Here is a 21509-nt window from a genome sequence, read left to right on the forward strand (position 1 = left end):
CCACATGCCCGGAACTGAAGTGGACGCGCGCACCGAGATTCTGCTGCTGAGGTGAGGCCTACGCCTGCGAGCTAATTCGCCGCGCCCTGCCCGTCGTCCAGCACCTTGAAGCTCTCTTCCAGCTGCGGTGAGATCGCGACGCTAAGCTTCTCGCCGGTCGGCAGGCGCGACAGGAACCACTTATTGTACAGCGGGATCAGATCACGATTGGTGGCGAGCTTGCGAAGGGTGCGCTCCACGATCGCTGAGAGTTGCGGCTCACCATTGCGGAACATGATGCCGTAAGGATCGTAGGACAGATAGTCGCCGACCACCCGAAACCGGTCCTGCGACTTGTGACGGGCGATCAGGCCGTAGAGCAGGATATCGTCGGTCGCAAAGGCGTCCGCCGTCTTGTCGGCCAGCATCTGGTACGACCGCTCGTGATCCGGCGAGAGCACGATCTTGAGGCCAAGGGCGAACTTCTTGTCGACGGAATACACCGCCTGTTCGTTGGTCGTGCCCTTGGTCACCACGACGGTCTTGCCCGCAAGGTCTGTGACCGCCGAGACATTCGAAGCCTTGGGCACCATCAGCTTGGTGCCGGCCACAAAGATCAGCGGCGAGAACGCCACCTGCCGTGAGCGCTCAGCATTGGCGGTGGTCGAGCCGCATTCCAGGTCGATCTGGTTTTGCAGCACCGCGGCCATACGGTTGTCCGGGGTGACCTTGACGTACTCGATCTTCAGATCAGCCTCATCGACCGCTGCGCCGATCTCGTCGACGATCGCTGCGCAGAGTTCGAGACTGTAGCCGATCGGTCGATCGGCCTGATCGAGGAACGAAAACGGCGGCGAGCTTTCGCGGTAACCGAGCCGCACCGCATGCGTCTTCTTGATGTTGGCAAGCGTCGGGCTCAGGCCCTCTCCGCCATAAGTCTGGGCCAGCGCGGATGTTGCCAGCACCAGACAAGTCAACACCCCTGCCAAGATCGCACCGGCGATCCGCCACGGACGCCTGAGAGACTGGCCCATGTCCCTCTCCTGTCAATGGCCGGCGGCGGCGGGAACTTCTCCAGCGATCAGGTCCGGCGGCACCACGTCGTCAGGCCCGAGCGCATGCTCTGCCGCGAGCTCGCCCTCCCATTTCGCCACCACCGCGGTCGCAAGCGAATTGCCGATCACGTTGGTCGCGCTGCGGCCCATGTCGAGAAACGTGTCGATGCCCATGATCATCAACAGGCCCGCCTCCGGGATCCCGAACTGACTCAAGGTCGAGGCGATGACCACAAGCGACGCGCGTGGCACGCCGGCAACGCCCTTCGAGGTGATCATCAAGGTTGCGAGCATCGCGAGCTGCGTGCCGAGCGGCATGTCGATGTGATAGGTCTGCGCTATGAACACGGCCGCGAACGTGCAGTACATCATCGTGCCATCGAGATTGAACGAGTAGCCCAGCGGCAACACGAAGCTCGATATCCGCGACGATGCGCCGAAGCGGTTCAAGCCCTCCAGGGTCTTGGGATAGGCCGCCTCCGAGCTTGCGGTCGAGAACGCGATCATCAACGGCTCGCGGATGAGTCGCAGTAGATGGCTGTAACGTGGCCCAATGGCGATGAAACCCACGACGACCAGAATGAGCCACAGGATCAGCAGCGAGAGATAGAATCCGCCCATGAACACGACGAGCTTCCACAGCACGCCAAGGCCGTTCTTGGCGACGGTCGCCGTGATCGCGGCCCAAACCGCGAGCGGCGCGAACAACATGACGTAGCTCGTCACCTTCAGCATGACGTGACCAAGGTCGTCGATCAGTGCCAGCATCGGCTTGGTGCGCTCCGGCAGCGCGCCAAGCGCTACAGAGAAGAAAATGGCGAAGATGACGATCTGCAGAATCTCGTTCTGCGCCATGGCGTCTGCGATCGACGTCGGGATCAAGTGAATGAGAAACTTTTCGAGCGAGAACGCCGACGTCGGGAGTCCAGTCGCCTGCGCCTTGTCGGGCAACGCACCTGGGAAATTCGCCCCGGGCTGCAGGAGATTGACCATCAGAAGGCCTAGCAGCAGCGACACGAACGAGGCACTGACGAACCAGCCCATGGTCTTTGCGAAAATCCGACCGAGCTTCGAGCCGCCGCCCATATGTGCGATGCCGCCGACCAACGTCGCAAACACCAGCGGCGCGATGATCATCTTGATCAATCGCAGGAACAGCATGGCGATCAGATTGACGTCGGCTGCGATTTCCGCCCGGCTGTCGGGAAGATAGTTGAAGATCAATGTCCCCATCGCGATGCCGAGCACCATCGCGATCAGGATGTATTGCGTGAACCTGTTGGACATTTTTTCGCTCCCCAATGCGGTCGGCTGTTTCAGGTTACACGCCGGTTTTTACCGACCATAGCCCGGCCACGCCTGACATGGATGCGATGCGACCGGCTCTTAGCCCGCCGCGACGTCCACCTGTTCGGTGCCGTCGAGAACCCGCTCCGCCTTAGCGTGATCTAGGTCCTTTTCCCAGGCGGCGATCACCACGGTGGCAACGCAGTTGCCGATGAGATTGCCGAGCGCGCGCGCCATGCCGATGAACCAGTCGACCGACAGCACCAGCACAAGGCCGATGGCCGGGATGCTCGGCACGGCATTGAGCGTTGCCGCCAGAATGACGATGGCCGAGCCCGGCACGCCGTGAGCGCCCTTCGAGGTGACGAGCGAGACGCCGAGCACCAGCAGGAGATCGCCGAATGACAGCGGCGTGTTAGTCGCCTGCGCGATGAAGACCACGGCCAGCGTCAGATAGATCGAGAACGCGTCGAGATTGAACGAATAGCCGGTCGGCACCACCAATCCGACCACGGAATCCTTGACGCCCATCCGCTCCAGCTTGCGCATGATCTGCGGCAGCACCGCATCCGACGAAGCGGTCGCAAGCACGATGGTCAGCTCTTCGCGCAGGTAGGCGAGGAACTTGAGAATATTCAGGCCGGCGAGCCGCATCACCAGGCCCAGCACCACCAGCACGAAGAGCGCGACGGCGACGTAGAACAGCACCACGAGCGAAACGAGTTGCTTCAACGAGCCGACACCATAACGCCCAACCGTGTAAGCCACCGCCCCAAGCACGCCGAGCGGCGCCACCCGCACGATCAGCCCCATCGCCTTGAACAGGACGGTCGCAACTGCGTCGATCAGTGCAGTCACCTTCTCGCCCTTCTCGCCGCCCACCAGCGCGAGCGCGACGCCGAACAGAATGGCGAAGAACAGCACTTGCAGCACGTCGTTGCGCGCCAGCGCATCGATTGACGTGGTGGGGATTACGTTCATCAGGAAGCTGCCGATGCCGCCGCCCTGAAGCTTGTGGGCGTTGTCGGCGTAGGTGCTCAGCGACTTCGGATCGAGGGTGGAGGGATTGATGTTCATCCCGTGCCCAGGACCGAACACATAAGCGAGCACGATTCCGATCGCGAGCGCGACCGTGGTCATCACCTCGAAATAGACCAGCGCCTTGACGCCGACCCGCCCGACCTTCTTGAGATCGCCCGCTCCGGCGATGCCGTGAACCACGACACAGAAGACGATCGGCGCCACGATCATCGAGATCAGCTTCAGGAAGGCGTCGCTCAAAATCTTCAGGCCGATCGCAAAATCCGGCACGGTCATGCCGAGCGCGATCCCCAGAACAAGCGCGACCACAACCTGGAAAAATAACGACTTGTAGACCGGCCTGGACGCGACCGGGACGGATGGTGCAAGGGCGGCGGTCGACATGGAGTTTCTCCCAGGACCAGGAAAGACATCCGGCAACCCTGGATCGAAGCAAAGACTATGCCGACAAACTGTGCAACAGCCGCCCGCACCCTGTCAGGGCCAGCCGGACAACCTTAGGAATTCCGATGGACCTGCCGAGCCGCCGAACAAGCCCGCCCCTGCGGGCTGTGACGTCAAACCTTGGCGTGCCTGCTTACTTGCAGGATTTGCCGGCGGCGTCCTTGTCGTGCAGTTCCAGCGAAGTCATCTCACCGGTCAGCACGAAATCGCCGTAGTCGAGCAGGAGCGCGCGCGACACGCCATTCTCGTAGAGCTCGAATGTGATGGCATAGACCGGCGTCTGCTCGCCGTCCTTATCCTTCGCGGCGCGGTCGAAATAGCTGATGGTCACCGGCCAGCGCGTCATGTTGGCCAGCACCGCCTCCTTGGCCGTGGCGTCGTCCGGTTTGGCCGCGTCGGGTGCGATCGGCTTTCCGATCACGGTCAGCGTATCGTAGACCTTCTCGCCGGTGTCGGAGCCGTCGTAGACCGAGACCTGGAGCAACGTCTTACCTTCGCGGGCCGCGGCAATGATGCGGCGGACATGTTCAGTCGGGAACGCAAGGTCGGCCTTCAGGTCGATCTTCTTCTCGTCAGGCTCGGTGAGCTGTACCGCAAGCCCGTCCTTCTCGCGGTCGGCCTGGCCGTCGACCTTGTCGCGCAGGTTGTCGTCGAAATAGTTCTGCGAGTGGAAGCGCAACCGCTTGCCGTCGCCGTCCTCCCAGGACGTGGCGCGAAGGTCCGAAACCGCGACCTTGCCCTCACCGCTGTCGAGCTCCGAAACCTGGCGGAACTGCAGCGCATAACCCTCGCAGGAGTTGCCGCTGAAGTCGTAGAGGATGCGTCCGCGCACCGCGCTCATCGAGCGCTTGCCACGGGTGCTCTGAAGCTTCAGGTCGTAGACCGCGCGATGCGATGCGAGTGCAATCGGTGAGGTCGTGGTCTGCGCCGCGGCAGAAGCCGCGGGCCACACCACGGAGCTCAGGGCAACCAACAATGCACCGGCAACCGTCAGGCGGATGGGCGCTTTGTGCATTGGCATCGCGAAAAATCTCCCATAGCGCGTCTTAGACGCGCGTTAACGCGCTTGTGAGCGCGTCGAAGACGCGCGTGAAAAGCGCTTTGTCGCCTTGCCCGCAAAATACGGCTCGTCACAATTCGCCGCAACAGTGGTCCCCGGGCCCGCTTGCAAGGCTTATCCTGATCGGCGATGACAAAGGCGGCAAATTGATGGGCGTTTGGGGCTGTTAACCGGGGCACAGGCTTGTTGCCGCGCTTTTAGGCATCCAAATGTTCGTGATCTTGTAGATGATTCTGGCGAACCGCGGAGGAGAACCCCATGGCCGGTACCGTTGAAAAGAGGCTCGCAGAACTCGGCATCGTTCTGCCCGAGCCGGTGGCGCCGGTCGCCAATTACGTGCCCTTCGTGCGCACCGGCAACTTCATGGTGGTTTCCGGCCAGCTCTGCCTGGACGCCGAAGGCAAGCTCGTCGCCAAGGGCCAGCTCGGCGGTGGCGTCTCGATCGACGACGGCATCAAGGCTGCCCGTGCCTGCGCCATCAACGTCCTCGCCCAGCTCAAGGCCGCGCTCGGCGACCTCGACAAGATCGCCCGCGTGGTGCGGCTCGGCGGCTTCATCAACTCGGCGCCCGGTTTTCCCGACGGGCCGAAGGTGATGAACGGGGCGTCCGACCTGATGGTCGCGGTGTTCGGTGACAAAGGCCGCCACGCCCGCACCACCGTCGGCGTCGCAGCGCTGCCACTCGACGCCGCTGTCGAGGTGGAAGCCGCCTTCGAAGCGGCGTGAGCGGGCGGCCGCGCGATGGCCGGCTGGCTCACCGCGCAGCCCTACGCCCACCGCGGCCTGCATGACAGCGCCGCGGGCATCATCGAGAATACGCCGTCTGCATTCCGCGCCGCGATCGCGGGTGGCTACGGCATCGAATGCGACGTGCAGATCAGCGCCGATGGCGAAGCCATGGTGCATCACGACTTCATCCTCGGCCGGCTCACCCGCGGCAACAGCCGGCTCGACGAGCGCAGCGCCGCAGATCTGAAAGCCATCGAATTCTTCGCGACAAGCGACCGGATGCTGACACTGGGCGAGCTTTGCGATCTGGTCGCCGGCCGCGTGCCGATGCTGGTCGAGTTGAAAAGCCGCTTCGACGGCGACGAGCGGATCGCCGCGCGGACCGCCGCGGTGCTCAACGGCTATTCAGGGGCGGCCGCCGCGATGTCGTTCGATCCTGTGCAGATCGCGGCGACCCGCAGGCTGGCGCCCAGGCTACCGCGAGGCCTGGTGGCTCAGAAGCGCGAGACCGACGATCCGGGCCGCGCCATGTCCAGGCTAGGCTACGCCCGGGCTGTGCTCCGCGCCTGTCCGCAGTTCCTGGCCTACCGGGTTCAGGACCTGACGACGCGGCCGCCGCGCGCGGTACGCTCCCTGCTCCGCCGGCCGGTGCTGACCTGGACGGTGCGCACGCCCGAGCAGCGCAACGCAGCCATTCAGCACGCCGACCAGATGATTTTTGAGGGCTTTCGGCCATAATTGGAAGGCAGGTTCCTCCCATGTCCGCTCGAAGCGCCACCTCCCCCGCCGAACTGACGTTACGCGCCGTGCCGGCGATCAAAGAGATCGACGCCGACGCCTGGAATGACTGCGCCAATCCCCGTGTGAGCACGGTTCATGCTGCTCAACCGGTTTCTGAGGTGCGCAGCATTTCCGGTGAATTCACTTCGGAGTCTCCATACAACCCTTTCATCTCGTACGAATTTTTATCCTCCCTCGAGGACTCGAGCTCGGCCGTCGCCCGCACCGGCTGGCAGCCGCAGCATCTCGTTGCCGACGCCCCTGACGGCAGCGTCCTGGGCGTCGTGCCCTGCTATCTGAAATCGCATTCGCGCGGTGAATACGTTTTCGACCGTGGCTGGGCCGAGGCCTATGAGCGCGCCGGCGGCAGCTACTACCCCAAACTCCAGGTGTCGGTGCCGTTCACGCCTGCAACCGGACGGCGGCTGCTGGTGCGTCCGTCACCCGATTCGGAGCGTATCCGCGAAGGCCTAACCGCCGGGCTCATCGAACTGTGCCGCCGCCATCGGGCGTCGTCGGTGCATCTCACCTTCCTGCCCGAGGCCGAATCGACGTTCCTGAGCGAGCACAAGTTCCTGCATCGCACCGACCAGCAATTCCACTGGGAGAACGGCGGCTACGACACCTTCGACGGCTTCCTCGAGGCGCTGTCGGCGCGCAAGCGCAAGACCATCCGGCGCGAGCGGCGCGACGCGCTCGCGCCCGGCATCACCGTAGAGTGGCTGACCGGCAGCGATCTCACCGAGGCGGTCTGGGACGCGTTCTTTGCGTTCTACATGGAGACCGGCTCGCGCAAGTGGGGCACCCCCTATCTGACGCGCAAGTTCTATTCGCTGATCGGCGAGCGCATGGCGAACGACATCGTGCTGATGATGGCCAAGCGCGCCGGCCGCTTCATCGCCGGCGCCATCAATTTCCGCGGCTCGCACACCTTGTTCGGCCGGCACTGGGGCGCGATCGAGCACCACCCGTTTCTGCACTTCGAACTCTGCTACTATCAGGCGATCGACTACGCCATCCTACACAAGCTCAAATACGTCGAGGCCGGCGCCCAGGGCGAGCACAAGCTGGCCCGCGGCTACATGCCAGTGACGACCCATTCGGCCCATTACATCGCCGATCCGGGGCTGCGCCGCGCCGTCGACGACTACCTCGTGCGCGAGCGCGCTTATGTGGAAGCGGCTGGCGAGGAGCTTGCGGCGGCGGCGCCGTTCCGTAAGGATTTGGTGGAGCAGGAACAAGATTGACCGCGCTTCGATGCGCGCCACGCCGCCGGAGACCTCGATGCCGAGCTATGACCCCCAGAACATCTTCGCGAAAATCCTGCGCGACGAACTGCCGTGCTACAAGGTTTATGAGGACGACAAGGTCTTCGCCTTCCTCGACATCATGCCGCGCGCACCGGGCCATACGCTGGTGTTGCCGAAATCGCCGGCCCGCAACGTGCTCGACGTCGATCCGGACGACCTCGCCGCAGTGTCCAAGGTCGCACAAAAGATCGCCAAGGCAGCGATGACGGTGTTCAACGCCGACGGCATCACCGTCCAGCAGTTCAACGAGGGCGCCGGCGGCCAGGTGGTGTTCCACCTTCATGTCCACGTCATTCCGCGCAAGGCCGGCGTCGCGATGAAGCCTGCCGCGAGCGAGAAAGAAAAGCCCGAGGTGCTGGCCGGCCACGCAGCGAAACTCGCTGCGGCATTGAAGGGCTGAGGCTACACCCCGAACCAATAGGCCCCGGCCATCACGGCGAGTTCGCCAGCCGCCACGCCGGCGAACACCGAACGCTTCGCGATGAGGAAGGCCGCAAAGCCAATGGCGGCAGCGCCGACCCGCACGCCGACCGGGATGAGCGCCAGCGCGCCGCTGGTCGAAAGAATGAGCTGCGCCAGGACGCCCGCCAGCATCGCCGTCGCCACCGCCCTCACCCAGATGATCGCTTGCGATCTCTCGTCGAGGCCGCGGACCAGGATCAGACCCGCGAGCCGCCAGATCTCGTTCGGCAGGAAGCCCACCAGCAGCAGCGCGAACCATGGCCCGACGTCGTTGAGCAAGAGCTTCATGTTTTGCTCTCGCGCCAGCGGTTGACCAGATAGGCGATGGTGCCCGCGATCAGCCCGGTCCACATCAGGTCGAGGCCGAAATTGAGCCACGCCATCAGCGGCCCAACGACAAGGCCGAGCGCAAAGGCCAGCCGGTCGAGCAACGCGCGGGCGTTGCGCATCGTCGACATGAACAGCGCCATCGGCGTGAAGAACAGAAGCGTCGCAGCAAACAGCACCGGCAGCCGTCCCGCCAGATAGAATCCGATGGCGCCGCCAATGATCGCGCCCGACATCAGCCCGAAGCCCAGCCCGTCATAGAACGGCACGCGCTCGCTGCGCGGCCGATGCGGCAACAGCCGCATGCCCTCGACCCAGACGCTGATCGCGGTGACATGCATCGGCAGGATCAGGTCGCGTTGCCTCCGGCCTGGCGCATTGAACAGCGGGATCAACGCCGCGACCATTGGCAGAAAGCGGACACTCGTCAGCGTCACGGCAACCGCCACCTCGACGAGCGTCGCGGTGGTCAGGGTCGAAATCAGGATCACCTGTGCGGGCGCGGCCCAGACCAGCAGCGTCGATGCCGCCATCCACCAGAAGCCAAACCCGAACTCGAACGCGAGAGCGCCCAAGCCGACGTAGTTGCCAACCAGCACATAGAAGAACACCGAGCGGATCGCGATGAAATAACCTTCGGCAAACACGCGCGGCCACGGCCGTGGGGGCTCGTGAGACGGCTCCTGCTGCAAGGGTTCAGCCATGCGTTCTTGGTCACACAAGCCGCAGAGCCGCGCAACGGTGGGCTACGCATGACGCATATCAAAAGAAATCGCCGGGCATAAGCCCGGCGATTGATCGCTTCCTCTGATGGAGGCCGGTTGGCCTTACGCCTTGACCAGCGGCACCTTTGGCACCGTCGATCCGCCGCGCGGCCCGCCGCTGCCGTCGTCCTTCGGACCATCGGACTTTTTCTTCCGCGAGCCTGACGGGCGCGGCTTGCGTGCACGCTTCTCCGGGACTTTCTCGGGCTTCGGCGTCGCCGGGCCATCGAGGAATTCGAAGCCGAGCTTGTCCTTGCCGATCTCGTCCTTGACGACGATGACACGAACATGGCCGCCGCCCTTGAGCTTGCCGAACAGCACCTCGTCGGCGAGCCCCTTCTTGATGTGCTCCTGGATGACGCGGGCCATCGGGCGTGCGCCCATCAGCTCGTCATAGCCGTTGGCGATCAGCCAGCGGCTCGCCTCTTCGGACAACTCGATCGTGACGTTGCGGTCGGCGAGTTGCGCCTCGAGTTGCAGGACGAACTTCTCGACCACCTTGGCGATCACCTCCGGCGACAAATGCGCGAACGTGACGGTCGCATCGAGACGGTTGCGGAATTCCGGCGCGAACAGGCGGTTGATCGCCTCGGTATCCTCGCCCTCCCGCTTCTGTCTCGTGAAACCGAACGCCGCCTTGGCCATGTCGGCCGCGCCGGCATTCGTGGTCATGATCAGGATGACGTTGCGGAAGTCGACCTGCTTGCCGTTGTGATCGGTCAGCTTGCCGTGATCCATAATCTGCAGCAGCACGTTGAACAGGTCGGGATGCGCCTTCTCGATCTCGTCCAGCAACAGCACGCTGTGCGGGTACTGGTCGATGGCGTCGGTGAGCAACCCGCCCTGGTCGAAGCCGACATAGCCGGGCGGCGCGCCGATGAGACGCGAGACCGTGTGGCGCTCCATGTACTCCGACATGTCGAAGCGGGTCAGATGCACGCCGAGGCTTTCGGCAAGCTGCTTTGCCACTTCGGTCTTGCCGACGCCGGTGGGACCCGAGAACAGGTAGGAGCCGATCGGCTTCTCCGGCTCGCGCAGACCCGCGCGGGCCAGCTTGATCGAAGCGGACAGCGCTTCGATGGCCTTGTCCTGACCGTAGACCACGGTCTTGAGCGTCTGCTCGAGATGCTGGAGCACCTCCGCATCGTCCTTCGACACCGTCTTCGGCGGGATGCGCGCCATCGTCGCGATGGTGGTCTCCACCTCTTTGGTGCCGATGGTCTTCTTGCGCCGGCTTTCCGGCAGCAGCATCTGCGCCGCGCCCGACTCGTCGATCACGTCGATCGCCTTGTCCGGAAGCTTGCGATCATGGATGTAGCGCGCCGAAAGCTCCACCGCCGCCTTGATGGCGTCGTTGGTGTACTTGAGCTTGTGGAACGCCTCGAAGTACGGCTTCAGCCCCTTCATGATCTCGATCGCGTCGGGGATCGACGGCTCGTTGACGTCGATCTTCTGGAAGCGACGCACCAGCGCACGGTCCTTCTCGAAGTACTGGCGGTATTCCTTGTAGGTGGTCGAGCCGATACAGCGGATCGTGCCGCCGGCAAGCGCCGGTTTCAGCAGGTTCGATGCGTCCATCGCACCGCCCGAAGTGGCGCCGGCGCCGATAACGGTGTGGATCTCGTCGATGAACATGATCGCGCCCGGATAGGCCTCGATCTCCTTGATCACCTGCTTGAGCCGCTCCTCGAAATCGCCGCGGTAGCGGGTGCCCGCGAGCAGCGTGCCCATGTCGAGCGCGAACACCGTCGCGTTCTTGAGCACGTCCGGCACCTCGCCATGGATGATCCGGCGAGCCAGGCCTTCCGCGATCGCGGTCTTGCCGACGCCGGCTTCACCGACGTAGAGCGGATTGTTCTTCTGCCGGCGGCAGAGCACCTGGATGGTGCGATTGATCTCGGACTCGCGGCCGATCAGCGGATCGATCTTGCCGTCCTTGGCCTTCTTGTTGAGGTTGATGCAATAGGCATCGAGCGCGTCGCCCTTCTTCTTGGGCTCGCCCTCACCGCCGCCCCCGCCCTTGGAGTCCTGCTCCTCGTCGGAGCCGCGCACGTTGCGGGTCTCCGACATGCCGGGCCGCTTGGCGATGCCGTGGCTGATGTAGTTGACCGCGTCGTAGCGCGTCATGTCCTGCTCTTGCAGGAAGTAAGCAGCATGGCTCTCGCGCTCGGCGAAGATCGCGACCAGCACATTGGCGCCGGTGACCTCCTCGCGGCCCGAGGACTGCACGTGGATCACGGCACGCTGGATCACACGCTGGAAGCCAGCGGTCGGCTTACTGTCCTCGCCACCGTCGGTGACCAGGTTCTCCAGCTCCGACTCCAGATAGGAAGCGAGGTTTCTTTTGAGCTTGTCCAGGTCGACGTTGCAGGCCCGCATCACCGCCGCGGCATCCTGATCGTCGATCAGCGCAAGCAACAGATGCTCGAGCGTCGCATATTCGTGATGGCGTTCATTGGCGAGCGCCAGCGCCCTGTGGAGCGATTGCTCGAGGCTGCGGGAGAATGTCGGCATCAGAGGCCCTTTGTCATTTGTATTGGACGCCCTCCCCAGGGCTTAGTTCCATCGTCGGTGTTTTGTCCGGTTGTCCCGTATCTATTGGCTGCTCACTTTTTTTCCATGACGCACTGCAAAGGATGCTGGTGTTTGCGGGCAAAGTCCATCACCTGCGTCACTTTAGTCTCTGCCACTTCGTAGGTGTAAACGCCGCATTCGCCGATGCCGTGATGATGCACATGCAGCATGACGCGCGTCGCAGCCTCGCGGTCCTTGTTGAAGAACCGTTCGAGCACGTGGATGACGAAATCCATCGGCGTGTAGTCGTCGTTCAAGAGCAACACGCGATAGAGGTTGGGCCGTTTGGTCTGCGGCTTGGTCTTGGTGATGACCGCGGTTCCGGGGCTTCCCGGCCCCCGTTCGGAGCCGTCGTCCCGGCGCTTCTCGTCATCGCCGGCGGCGGCCGGCCGCGGCCCGCCTCCCGCGCTCCCCCGAATTGCGTGCCCCCAAAGGCGACCGGGCCTGGCGCGACCGGGCCGGGTGTCGAGGGTGTCTTTCAGTCCTTTCATGGCGCGACGGACGACTTTCCGAAATTCCAAATCTTAAGCCCTGCCAACTCATCATAGGACGCTCCCCGCCACCCTGCCAGACGGCGCCGGACAAGCCATGCACAGCAACATTTGGGCGCGGAACCCGGCAGCGGGGGGATAGGCGGAGAAACCCCGAACATCAGATAGGTTCCGGAAACGATTGTGCAATTGCCGACATTTCTCCTTAGAAATTGCCGAAATTTCGATCTTTTTGACCAAGGCAATTTCAAAGCCTGGGCCGGATGATGGGCGAAACACGCAAAAAGCGTGTCCAAAGAACCGGGGGTGGCCGCCGTGCCCGTGATGCGGCGGTCCAAACAAGGGCTACCCATCGATGAATTTCACAGCCTTGCTGCGGCGATTCGTGAGAAATCGCGACGGCAGCGCTGCGCCCCTGCTTGCAATAGCCGCCCTGCCGCTGTTCGGCTTCGTCGGTGCCGGGGTTGATTTCGGTCGCGCCGCCGCCGCACGAACCTCCATGCAGGCCGCCCTCGATGCGGCCGCATTGCTGATGGCCAAAGACGCGCAAAATGCCGATGCCGGACAACTGGCGACGACGGCAGGCACATACTTCAACGCCAATTTCCGGAACACGGAGGTGGGAAGCCTCCAACCGACCGTGAGCACCTCCTCGACCTCCGGAGGCTACACCGTGGACATGTCGGTGAACGGATCGATCCAAACACGCTTCATGAGGCTCATTGGATTTTCCGTCATGAAGATTGCAGCGCATACCAAAGCCATGTCGAACGCCGACGGCCTTGGTTGCGTGCTCGCGCTTGACCCGCACGTCAGCGGTTCGGTCACCGTGCAAGGCAATAACTCCACGGTGCTCAACGGATGCAGCCTTTATGACAACTCCGACAACTCAACGGCGATGACCGTAGGCGGGAGTGCCCAAGTCACGGCCCTGTCCGTCGGCGTCGTTGGCAATCTCACCGGTGCTTCCAGCATCACCACCACGGATGGCATCCGAACCGGAATCGGTGCGGTCACCGACCCTTACGCAAAGGTCTCTTATCCGCAGTTCTTCGGCTGCACTCAGCAGAATTTGAGCGTCAAGAACAACCAGACCATTTCGCCCGGTGTTTACTGCGGCGGGATCAGCGTCAACGCGGGCGCCACTTTGACACTCCAGCCCGGGATTTATTATCTCGATGGCGGAACGCTGCAGGCCAATGGCGGCGCGACGATCACCGGCAGCCAAGTGACGCTGGTTTTTACCTCCAAGAACCGCAGCGGCTACGCGACCGCGAGCATCAACGGAAATGCAGCGATCAACTTGACCTCGCCGCCTACGGGGCCGACCGCTGGCATTGTGATCTTCGGCGACCGCAACATCCCGACCGGCACGACTTTCAAGTTCAATGGCGGCTCGACGCAATATCTTGGCGGAGCGATCTATGTGCCGACCGGTGACGTCAACTTCGCCGGCGGCGCAGGGACGAGCACGAGTTGCACGCAACTGATCGCGCGCACAGTTGTCTTTACTGGCAATTCCCAATTCGCGATTAATTGTAACAGTTACGGCACGAAACCTTTCAGCCCCCTGGTGGTAAAGTTGCAGTCGTGACCGTCGCGGACCAACCGCGCCGCGCATCACGATGGCCGGGGGCTACGGATGTTTCATAAGGGCTTGATTGGAGCCTTCGTTGGCGATCGGAAAGCCAGCGTTGCGCCCATGCTCGCGCTGGCCTCACTGCCCCTGTTCGGCCTGATGGGTGCCGCCGTCGACTTCAGCCGGGCCGCGTCCACCCGCACCGCCATGCAGGCGGCGCTCGATGCAAGCGCCCTGATGCTGTCCAAGGACGCGACGGCGCTTTCGGCCGGCGCGCTGACGCAAAAGTCGCAGGACTACTTCAAGACCATGTTCACGCGGCCCGAGGCCAACAACGTCCAGGTCTCGATGCAATTCACGCAGCCCCAGGCCGGCAGCTACCTGCTCAAGATGACCGGCAGCGCGACCGTCAACACCCTGTTCTCGCGGATGCTGGGCCAGTCGACGATCAACCTGTCGACCAGCTCCGAGGTGTCGTGGGGCATCAAGAAGCTCAATCTGGCGCTGGTTCTCGATAACACCGGCTCGATGTCGCAGAACCAGAAGATGACCAACCTCAAGACCGCAGCCCACAACCTGCTCACCACGCTGCAGAACGCAGCAAAGCAGCCGGGCGACATCCAGGTCGCAATCGTGCCGTTCGCCACCGACGTCAATGTCGGCACCAGCAATGCCGGTGCATATTGGGTCGATTGGACCGACTGGGACGCGGCCAACGGCAAATGCAGCAACACCAGCTACACGACGAAATCGAGCTGCACCTCCCACAGCAAGGTGTGGACGCCGGCGGCGCATAGCACCTGGAACGGCTGCGTCTATGACCGCGACCAGAACAACGACGTGACGAACACTGCCACCGTGGCGGGGGCGCCGGCCACGCTTTACCGCGCCCACCAGGCGAGCAACTGTCCGACCTCGATGATGCCGCTCAGCACCGACTGGACCGCGCTCAACAACAAGATCGACGCGATGACGCCGACCGGCAACACCAACGTCACCGTCGGGCTCTCGATGGGCTTTCAGCTCATCTCACCGGTCGCGCCGTTCAACGCGCCACAGCCCGCGCCCGATCTCGACAAAGTCATCGTGATCCTGACTGACGGTTTGAACACCCAGAACCGCTGGACGTCTTCGGAGTCGTCGATCGACGCGCGCACGCAGCTCGCCTGCAACAACATCAAGGCCGCCAACATCAAGCTCTACACGGTTCGGGTGCTCGACGGCGACGTGGCGCTGCTGCAAGGCTGCGCCACCAAACCGTCGATGTATTACGACGTGCAGCAGGCGAGCCAGTTGAATTCGGCGTTCGGCTCGATCGCGCAGAACCTCGCCAATCTACGCATCGCGCAGTGAGTGTCGCGGTTCGGCACAACAGCCGCGTCGTGGTTGCCGAAACGCTAACAAGACGACGCGGATTCTAATGAGCCCTTGAGCATCTATTTACGACGACGCTGGCGTTACACGGGAAATCGCGGCTGATTGCTGCAATCCATAGTATTTGCGGGAGTTTCCGCGGTCGACTTTACGCGCTTTTTACACCTTCCGTTTACGTCTGCGACCCGGAATGGGGCGTTATTCGTTCAAGAGGCAGACCGCCATGGACATCAGGTCCTTGTTCAATCGCTTCCGCAAATTGGCGCAGGAGATGCGCGCCGCCAACGGCGCCAACGTCACCATCACCTTCGCGCTTGCGACCATTCCGATGGTCGGTTTTGTCGGGGCAGCGGTCGACTACAGTCGCGCCAATTCGGTGAAGACCGCGATGCAGGCGGCGTCCGATGCGACCGCGCTGATGCTGTCGAAAGTCGCCTCCGGAATGACCGCCAGCGACATCCAGTCCAAAGGCACTGCCTACTTTACGGCGATCTTCAACCGGCCTGAGGCGAACGGCTTGCAGGTGACATCCACCTACACCACCACCAACGGCAGCCAGATCGTCGTCAAAGCCACGGCCAACGTGAAGACCGATTTCATGGGCATGATCGGTCAGTCGATGATGAAGATCGGCGTCGATTCCCAGATCAAGTGGGGCAACACCAAGCTCCGCGTCGCGCTGGTGCTCGACAACACCGGCTCGATGGCCGACGACGGCAAGATGTCCGCGCTCAAGACCGCGACCAACAACCTGCTCGACCAGCTCAAAACCGCGGCCGTCAGCAACGGCGACGTCTACGTCTCGATCATCCCCTTCGTGAAGGACGTCAATGTCGGCGCGAGCAACTACAACGCAACCTGGATCTACTGGGGGACTTCAACGCAAGATCCGACGCTGTCGGACAACAGTTCCTGGGACGCCCAGAACGGCAGTTGCAGCAAGGGCAACAAGTCCAACAGGAGCGACTGCCTCTCGCAGAACGGCAATCCCAAGTGGACACCGGACAATCACAGCACCTGGAACGGCTGCGTCGTCGACCGCGGCGCTCCCAGCGCCCCGAGCACCTTGAATACCGACACCAATGTGGCCGCACCCAACACTGCGGTGAACGATACGCTGTTCGCCGCCGAACAGTACGGCTCGTGCCCAAAGGCCATCCTGCCGCTCACCTACGACTGGACCGGCATGAAGAGTCTGGTTGCCTCCATGGCCTCCAACGGCAACACCAACCAGGGCATCGGTCTGCAGCAAGGCTGGATGTCGCTGGTCGGCGGCGGCCCCTACCCGGCGCCTCCGGCCGAAGACCCGAACTACAAGTATTCGAAGGTCATCATCCTTCTGACCGACGGCTTGAACACCCAGAACCGCTGGTACACCTCGCAGTCGAAGATCGACGCCCGTCAAGCGCTCACCTGCACCAACATCAAGGCGGCGGGCATCACGCTCTACACCGTGCAGGTCAACACCGGCGGCGATCCGACCTCGACGCTCTTGCAGCAGTGTGCGAGCGACTCCGCCAAGTTCTTCCTGCTGACGTCCGCGAGCCAGATGGTTTCGACCTTCCAGCAGATCGGCACCAACCTGTCGAACCTGCGCATCGCTCAATAACGATAGACAGGCGCGAACAAAAAGGCCCGGCCTTGCGGCCGGGCTTTTTCTTTGCCGTTGCCACGTTGGCCATTCGGGCGTCGGCGTCTCCCGTCATTCTTCCCTGATCTTGGCGGTCTCGATGACCTTCCTCCACTTGATCGTGTCGCGGTCGATGATCGCCTGGAACTCAGCGCCGCTCTTGCCCTGAACCTCGAACCCGCGGTCGGCGAGCGCGGCTTTGACGTCGGGCCGCATGATGATCTCGGCCACGTCTTCGGCGATCTTTTTGACTGTTTCCGAAGACGTCCGTGCCGGAGCAAACAGCGCGAACATGCTGTAGGTCTCGTAACCCGGCACGCCCGCCTCCTGCATGGTCGGTACGTCGGGCGCCTGCGGCGACCGCTGTGCGGTCGTGATAGCCAAGGCACGAAGTCTTCCGGTCGCAAGATGCGGCAGGACGTTCGATGACGTCGGGATCGAGGCGTCCATCTGGTTGGCAAGCATCGCCATCACGGTTTCGTTCGCCCCCTTGAACGGAACGTGCGTGAGCTGGACGCCGGTCAGCACCGCGAAATATTCCATCTGCAGACGCTGCACACTGGCCGGCCCGGTCGAGCCGTAGTTGATGGCGCCTGGCTTCGATTTCGCAAGCGCGATGAATTCGGAGATGGTCTTGGCCGGCACATGCGTGCCGACCGTGAACATCGCCGATGCCGTCGCGACGAGTGAAACCGGCATAAGCTCCGACACCGAATACGGCATCGAAGCGTAAATCATCGGATTGAAGATGAATGTACCGTCGCTGGTGAACAGCAGCGTATGGCCGTCAGCCTCCGCTTTGGTGACCACCAGCGTACCGATATTCGTGTTGGCGCCAGGGCGGTTCTCGATCACCACCGGCTGCTTCCATTTCTCGCTGAGATACGGCACGACCGCGCGCAGCAGAACATCCGGCGCGCCGCCGGCGCTGAACGGAATGACGATGCGGACCGTCCGGCTCGGAAAATCCGAGGCGGCGGCGTTGCGAATGTCGATGGCTGGTGCTGCGAGGAGCAGAGCGAGTGCAGCGATGGCTGAGCGGCGTCCAATTGGCATGAGCGTTTTCTGAGTCCAGATTCCAAGGCCGGCGGCACGCAGAAGCATCCAAGAAATATGCCAACGATTTTCCGGTTGCTGAAGCCGTCACGGTTCGCGGTGGGGAGAACTTTTGCCAAAACGCCAGCGGCTTGGATTGGCCGTCGGCACCGGGCGACGAGCTTTGGCGGCGCACAGCGCACAAACAAAAAGCCCGGCCTTTCGGCCGGGCTTCACGTCAGCGCTTGAGAGCGAATTACTTCACAGGAGCCTTGGCCATATAGGCCTCGAACGGCTTGTAGGTCTCCTTGGCGAGGTCGGCATAGAGCTCGCTGATCTTGGTCGCCTGGGCGACGAAGCCCTCGTAGGCGGTCTTGGCGTAGTCGGCCTGGATCTCCATGGCCTTGTCGAGCGACTTCGCGCCGAACAGCTTCTCAACCACCTTGGTGCTCTCTTCGAACGACTTCTTGGAGTAGTCGGCGACTTCCGCCGCGATCGCCTGGGTGGTCTTCGACAAGGTGCCGAACGACTTCATCGTCGCATCCATGCTGTCCTTGCCCATCTTCTGCATGTCCTCGAAATTCTTCATCATCGTGTGCTCTCCGCCGCACCGCTTCGGTGGGTCTACCCGGTGAAACTGACTTCCGCTTGCCTGCCTGGGTTTTGCGCAGCTCGACCGCTCGCAATGCGGTATATATATTGCAGCGCACAAATATGGCAAGCCTTATTTTGCAACGCACGCAAAAAAGCCTTGAATCGGCGATCCAACGCGGCGGTTGTCCTTGATTTAATTTAACTTCTTGGCAACTCTGAACACATAGTTTTGTATTTTGTGCTGCCTTGGCCACGGTTCGCCCGAAATCTGGGCGTAAGCCAAGCTGAGGGCACATTCTGGGCGAAAACCGGGGCTCTTGGGTATCAGGCAGGTGCCCAGAGGGCATAAAAACGGGGACAGAGACATCATGGGTTGCATGCCGGTCGGAGCTTCCCGAGGGCTCCGTTGGGGGTGTTTAAGCCTCGCCGCCGCTATCACCTTGTGCGCGGTGACCACCGATCCAGCCGACGCCCGCGGCCGCAAGCGGCATTTCGTCAAGCGGACCGGCATGTCCGCATCAGCCAGCTACAGCCCCGCTTATGCTGCCATTGTGGTCGACGCCAAGACCGGCGCGGTGCTGCACCAGGCCGCCCCTGACGGTCTGCGCCACCCCGCCTCGCTGACCAAGATCATGACGCTCTACCTCCTCTTCGAGCGTCTCGAAGCCGGCAAGATCGCGCTCGACACCGAGATGCCGGTCTCTGAGGAGGCCGCAGCCCAGGCGCCAACCAAGCTGGGTGTGCGTGCCGGCACGATGCTTAAAGTCGAGGATGCCATCGGGGGCCTCGTCACCAAGTCGGCCAACGACGCCGCAGTGGTTGTTGCCGAAGCGCTCAGCGGCGGCACGCAACGCGACTTCGCCGAGATGATGACCAAGAAGGCGCGCGCGCTCGGCATGTCGAACACGGTCTATCGCAACGCCAACGGCCTGCCGAACGACGAGCAGGTCACCACGGCGCGCGACCAGGCGCTGCTCGGCATCGCCATTCAGCAGCGCTTCCCGAAATACTATCGCTACTTCTCGCTCGCGAACTTCGTCTATCGCGGCCACAACATGCGCAACCATAACCACCTGCTCGGCAAGGTGGAGGGCGTCGACGGCATCAAGACCGGCTACACCAATGCCTCGGGCTTCAATCTCGTTTCTTCGGTCAAGCGCGGCTATCGCCACATCGTCGCGGTCGTGCTCGGCGGCCGCTCCGCCGGCAGTCGCGACGCACGTATGAGAGAGCTGATCGAGGACACCATCGCGGAAGCCTCGAACAAGCCGGGCATCACGCTGGCGAGCGATCAGCCGAGCCTGCCGCCCTCGCCTCAAGCGGTCGCCAAGCAAGAGATCAAGCCGGACCTGAAACCCGCGCTGCAGCCCGCGGTCAGCGAAGCCGAGAGCGCGCCGGCGCAGCCCGGACCCGAGACCACCACTGCGGCCATTTCCAACCCAGCGACATCGGAATCGCCGATCAGGCCCGTCAAGGTGAAGACCTTCGCGGTGAAGCTTGTGCCGTCGAAGGGCGTCAACGCGCTGACCAATCCGGCTGCAGCGGAAGCCACTCCTGACTCGGCGAGCCCGAAGTCAGTCCGGACCGCCTTCGCGGCCGTTGCACCGCCCGAGGCTGAAGTGCCGGCGCTTGCCGCCATGCCCGCACCGCTGAAGGCGCCGGACACCGTCGTTGCGCCGGTGACGCCGCGCGCTGCGTCGGTCGGCAAGTTGCAGACCGCCTCGATCAAGCCCGACGACATCGCGGTCTCCTCGGTGCCGTCGAAGCCCACGACCAGCCGCGGCGGCTGGGCGATCCAGATCGGCGCCTACGAGGATGAGGGCGAGGCCAAGGGCAAGCTCAGCACCGCCAAAGGCCGCATCTCCTCGCTGTTCCACAAGGCCGAGGCCTATGTCGAACGCACCGTCAAAGGCGCCAAGACCTACTACCGCGCCCGTTTCGCCGGCTTCGATCGCGATCAGGCGCAAGAAACCTGCAAGAAGCTCAAGCGCGATGACATCGCGTGCATGGCGCTGAAGCTTTAACGCTCCCGGTCTCGCGACATTTGGCGCCAGAAAAATTTCTGGCGCCTTCTCTCAAATCAGAGCTAAATTTGAACAGCGCGATTTGATTCGCGCTGAACAATCGAGCTTTCGAAAACGAAAGCCTGATGCCGGTTCAAAGAAATCGGCGGGGACGTGTCGTCAAACCGAGTACCGGACCGGGGGCCTCTCGCAGCACGAGCAGCGGGAGCGCGGAGACATGATCCCAGAGCGTGGGACACAATCGTTAAGACAGTCGCGGCGGCCGCTACCGCCGTCCCCGACGCAGCAGAACGTCCTTCGCGGCGTTGATCTGGGCCGCGAGATACGTCGAGCCCCCCTGGTCGGGATGGACTTTCTTCATCAGGGTTCGGTGGGCCTGGGCGATGGCCTCGGCGCTCGCGCCCGGCTGAAGGCCAAGGACCTGATAGGCCTCCTCTTCCGTCATTTTGCCAGCACGCCGCGCAGCGCCCTGCCCCGCGCCCGCGTCACCCTGCGCGTCCTCACGCCAGCGGGGCTCCCTGCGGTCAAGATAAGCTGTCAGTAGCGCGCGGCTGTCGTCGTCGAATTCGGCCAGAAGTTCGAGCAGCGACGACACCGGAAGCGAATCCAGCGAAGCGCCGGCTCTCCGTCCGGCCAGGATCGTGCCGCGCATGGTCTCGCTGTCGTGGTCCAATTCCATCTCGATGAAAGCCGTGCGCACCCGCGAAGCCTTGCCTGGCGTTTTCTGCGTGCGCTGAAACCAGGAGGTCGAAGCGAGCGGGCCCCAGCCGAGGAGGCCAAGCCCGCTCAGTCCGAGTGGAATCGCGACTTCGAGCTGCCCGCGCAGCAACAGGAATCCGGCAACTGCGACCAGCACGATGCCGCCGGCCGGCCGCAGCACCTGCGCCATCATCTTCGGGTCCGCCTTGGAGTAGGCGTTGAGCCCCCAGAGGAGCAGGACCAGGACAACAATGCCGAAGAATAGCGACAT

Annotated in this window: 19 protein-coding genes; 8 read left to right on the top strand and 11 right to left on the bottom strand. The window is 62.9% G+C overall.

Annotated features, from left to right (window positions below):
• Positions 1-71: 71 nt before the first annotated feature.
• The 4 genes from RHPLAN_RS21740 to RHPLAN_RS21755 all read right to left on the bottom strand — a co-directional run bounded on the left by RHPLAN_RS21740 (position 72) and on the right by RHPLAN_RS21755 (position 4827).
• The gene (locus RHPLAN_RS21740; RefSeq protein ID WP_068021829.1) at positions 72-1013 is read right to left on the bottom strand and encodes an amino acid ABC transporter substrate-binding protein; all 942 of its coding nucleotides are present in this window, start codon (positions 1011-1013) and stop codon (positions 72-74) included.
• 12 nt (positions 1014-1025) lie between these two features.
• The gene (locus RHPLAN_RS21745; RefSeq protein WP_068021831.1) at positions 1026-2321 is read right to left on the bottom strand and encodes a dicarboxylate/amino acid:cation symporter; all 1296 of its coding nucleotides are present in this window, start codon (positions 2319-2321) and stop codon (positions 1026-1028) included.
• Between the two features lie 99 nt (positions 2322-2420).
• Positions 2421-3746: a dicarboxylate/amino acid:cation symporter gene (locus RHPLAN_RS21750; protein WP_068021837.1), complete on the bottom strand. Its 1326-nt coding sequence runs from the start codon at positions 3744-3746 to the stop codon at positions 2421-2423.
• A gap of 193 nt (positions 3747-3939) precedes the next feature.
• A complete protein-coding gene (locus tag RHPLAN_RS21755) occupies positions 3940-4827 on the bottom strand; it encodes a cell envelope integrity EipB family protein (RefSeq protein ID WP_068021838.1) in 888 nt (295 codons plus the stop codon).
• Between the two features lie 297 nt (positions 4828-5124).
• On the opposite strand from RHPLAN_RS21755, the gene RHPLAN_RS21760 reads away from it, so the two are divergent.
• Genes RHPLAN_RS21760 through RHPLAN_RS21775 form a run of 4 tightly spaced genes read left to right on the top strand, consistent with a single transcriptional unit; the run spans position 5125 to position 8085 of the window.
• Positions 5125-5592: a RidA family protein gene (locus RHPLAN_RS21760; RefSeq protein ID WP_068021839.1), complete on the top strand. Its 468-nt coding sequence runs from the start codon at positions 5125-5127 to the stop codon at positions 5590-5592.
• Positions 5593-5607: 15 nt separating this feature from the next.
• A complete protein-coding gene (locus RHPLAN_RS21765) occupies positions 5608-6333 on the top strand; it encodes a glycerophosphodiester phosphodiesterase family protein (RefSeq protein WP_068021840.1) in 726 nt (241 codons plus the stop codon).
• Positions 6334-6353: 20 nt separating this feature from the next.
• Entirely contained in the window at positions 6354-7622 is a 1269-nt protein-coding gene (locus RHPLAN_RS21770) for a GNAT family N-acetyltransferase (RefSeq protein WP_068021843.1), read from the top strand.
• Positions 7623-7659: 37 nt separating this feature from the next.
• Entirely contained in the window at positions 7660-8085 is a 426-nt protein-coding gene (locus RHPLAN_RS21775; RefSeq protein WP_068031644.1) for an HIT family protein, read from the top strand.
• A 2-nt stretch (positions 8086-8087) separates the two neighbouring features.
• Here RHPLAN_RS21775 and RHPLAN_RS21780 read toward each other — a convergent pair whose 3' ends face one another.
• The 4 genes from RHPLAN_RS21780 to clpS form a co-directional block, all read right to left on the bottom strand.
• Complete coding sequence (locus RHPLAN_RS21780) at positions 8088-8435, bottom strand: AzlD domain-containing protein (RefSeq protein WP_084245317.1); 348 nt, start codon at positions 8433-8435, stop codon at positions 8088-8090.
• Positions 8432-9178: an AzlC family ABC transporter permease gene (locus RHPLAN_RS21785; RefSeq protein ID WP_084245319.1), complete on the bottom strand. Its 747-nt coding sequence runs from the start codon at positions 9176-9178 to the stop codon at positions 8432-8434. Before RHPLAN_RS21785 ends, RHPLAN_RS21780 begins: the two co-directional genes overlap by 4 nt.
• A gap of 123 nt (positions 9179-9301) precedes the next feature.
• On the bottom strand, positions 9302-11752 hold the full coding sequence (clpA, locus tag RHPLAN_RS21790; RefSeq protein WP_068021848.1) for an ATP-dependent Clp protease ATP-binding subunit ClpA: 2451 nt from the start codon (positions 11750-11752) through the stop codon (positions 9302-9304).
• A 92-nt stretch (positions 11753-11844) separates the two neighbouring features.
• Entirely contained in the window at positions 11845-12303 is a 459-nt protein-coding gene (gene clpS, locus RHPLAN_RS21795; protein WP_084245321.1) for an ATP-dependent Clp protease adapter ClpS, read from the bottom strand.
• A 355-nt stretch (positions 12304-12658) separates the two neighbouring features.
• Here clpS and RHPLAN_RS21800 point away from each other — a divergent pair, with 355 nt between their 5' ends.
• From RHPLAN_RS21800 to RHPLAN_RS21810, 3 genes are all read left to right on the top strand, one after another.
• Entirely contained in the window at positions 12659-13897 is a 1239-nt protein-coding gene (locus tag RHPLAN_RS21800) for a pilus assembly protein TadG-related protein (protein WP_068021851.1), read from the top strand.
• 48 nt (positions 13898-13945) lie between these two features.
• Complete coding sequence (locus tag RHPLAN_RS21805; RefSeq protein ID WP_068021854.1) at positions 13946-15235, top strand: vWA domain-containing protein; 1290 nt, start codon at positions 13946-13948, stop codon at positions 15233-15235.
• A gap of 244 nt (positions 15236-15479) precedes the next feature.
• Positions 15480-16865 carry a pilus assembly protein gene (locus RHPLAN_RS21810; protein WP_068031652.1) on the top strand — a complete coding sequence of 462 codons (1386 nt, stop codon included), beginning with the start codon at positions 15480-15482 and terminating at the stop codon, positions 16863-16865.
• Positions 16866-16958: 93 nt separating this feature from the next.
• Here RHPLAN_RS21810 and RHPLAN_RS21815 read toward each other — a convergent pair whose 3' ends face one another.
• Together RHPLAN_RS21815 and RHPLAN_RS21820 are read right to left on the bottom strand one after the other, a co-directional pair.
• Complete coding sequence (locus RHPLAN_RS21815; RefSeq protein WP_198164442.1) at positions 16959-17942, bottom strand: Bug family tripartite tricarboxylate transporter substrate binding protein; 984 nt, start codon at positions 17940-17942, stop codon at positions 16959-16961.
• A gap of 235 nt (positions 17943-18177) precedes the next feature.
• Complete coding sequence (locus RHPLAN_RS21820) at positions 18178-18513, bottom strand: phasin family protein (RefSeq protein ID WP_068021861.1); 336 nt, start codon at positions 18511-18513, stop codon at positions 18178-18180.
• Positions 18514-19024: 511 nt separating this feature from the next.
• Between RHPLAN_RS21820 and RHPLAN_RS21825 the strand changes: the two genes are divergently transcribed.
• On the top strand, positions 19025-20539 hold the full coding sequence (locus RHPLAN_RS21825) for a D-alanyl-D-alanine carboxypeptidase (RefSeq protein WP_237179885.1): 1515 nt from the start codon (positions 19025-19027) through the stop codon (positions 20537-20539).
• A 265-nt stretch (positions 20540-20804) separates the two neighbouring features.
• Here the strand turns inward: RHPLAN_RS21825 and RHPLAN_RS21830 are convergent, their stop codons facing one another.
• Positions 20805-21509 (bottom strand): DnaJ domain-containing protein, encoded by a 705-nt coding sequence (locus RHPLAN_RS21830; protein ID WP_068021867.1) that lies wholly within the window; start codon positions 21507-21509, stop codon positions 20805-20807.

This window comes from Rhodoplanes sp. Z2-YC6860, assembly GCF_001579845.1.
Classification (GTDB): Bacteria; Pseudomonadota; Alphaproteobacteria; order Rhizobiales; family Xanthobacteraceae; genus Z2-YC6860.

Coding starts and splice junctions, on each gene's coding strand:
- RHPLAN_RS21820 (WP_068021861.1), bottom strand. CDS start 18,513: ATGATGAAGAATTTCGAGGACATGCAGAAGATGGGCAAGGACAGCATG.
- RHPLAN_RS21770 (WP_068021843.1), top strand. CDS start 6,354: ATGTCCGCTCGAAGCGCCACCTCCCCCGCCGAACTGACGTTACGCGCC.
- RHPLAN_RS21780 (WP_084245317.1), bottom strand. CDS start 8,435: ATGAAGCTCTTGCTCAACGACGTCGGGCCATGGTTCGCGCTGCTGCTG.
- RHPLAN_RS21740 (WP_068021829.1), bottom strand. CDS start 1,013: ATGGGCCAGTCTCTCAGGCGTCCGTGGCGGATCGCCGGTGCGATCTTG.
- RHPLAN_RS21815 (WP_198164442.1), bottom strand. CDS start 17,942: ATGCCAATTGGACGCCGCTCAGCCATCGCTGCACTCGCTCTGCTCCTC.
- RHPLAN_RS21830 (WP_068021867.1), bottom strand. CDS start 21,509: ATGTCGCTATTCTTCGGCATTGTTGTCCTGGTCCTGCTCCTCTGGGGG.
- clpA (WP_068021848.1), bottom strand. CDS start 11,752: ATGCCGACATTCTCCCGCAGCCTCGAGCAATCGCTCCACAGGGCGCTG.
- RHPLAN_RS21765 (WP_068021840.1), top strand. CDS start 5,608: ATGGCCGGCTGGCTCACCGCGCAGCCCTACGCCCACCGCGGCCTGCAT.
- RHPLAN_RS21800 (WP_068021851.1), top strand. CDS start 12,659: ATGAATTTCACAGCCTTGCTGCGGCGATTCGTGAGAAATCGCGACGGC.
- RHPLAN_RS21785 (WP_084245319.1), bottom strand. CDS start 9,178: ATGGCTGAACCCTTGCAGCAGGAGCCGTCTCACGAGCCCCCACGGCCG.
- RHPLAN_RS21755 (WP_068021838.1), bottom strand. CDS start 4,827: ATGCCAATGCACAAAGCGCCCATCCGCCTGACGGTTGCCGGTGCATTG.
- RHPLAN_RS21810 (WP_068031652.1), top strand. CDS start 15,480: ATGGACATCAGGTCCTTGTTCAATCGCTTCCGCAAATTGGCGCAGGAG.
- clpS (WP_084245321.1), bottom strand. CDS start 12,303: ATGAAAGGACTGAAAGACACCCTCGACACCCGGCCCGGTCGCGCCAGG.
- RHPLAN_RS21775 (WP_068031644.1), top strand. CDS start 7,660: ATGCCGAGCTATGACCCCCAGAACATCTTCGCGAAAATCCTGCGCGAC.
- RHPLAN_RS21825 (WP_237179885.1), top strand. CDS start 19,025: ATGTCCGCATCAGCCAGCTACAGCCCCGCTTATGCTGCCATTGTGGTC.
- RHPLAN_RS21750 (WP_068021837.1), bottom strand. CDS start 3,746: ATGTCGACCGCCGCCCTTGCACCATCCGTCCCGGTCGCGTCCAGGCCG.
- RHPLAN_RS21805 (WP_068021854.1), top strand. CDS start 13,946: ATGTTTCATAAGGGCTTGATTGGAGCCTTCGTTGGCGATCGGAAAGCC.
- RHPLAN_RS21745 (WP_068021831.1), bottom strand. CDS start 2,321: ATGTCCAACAGGTTCACGCAATACATCCTGATCGCGATGGTGCTCGGC.
- RHPLAN_RS21760 (WP_068021839.1), top strand. CDS start 5,125: ATGGCCGGTACCGTTGAAAAGAGGCTCGCAGAACTCGGCATCGTTCTG.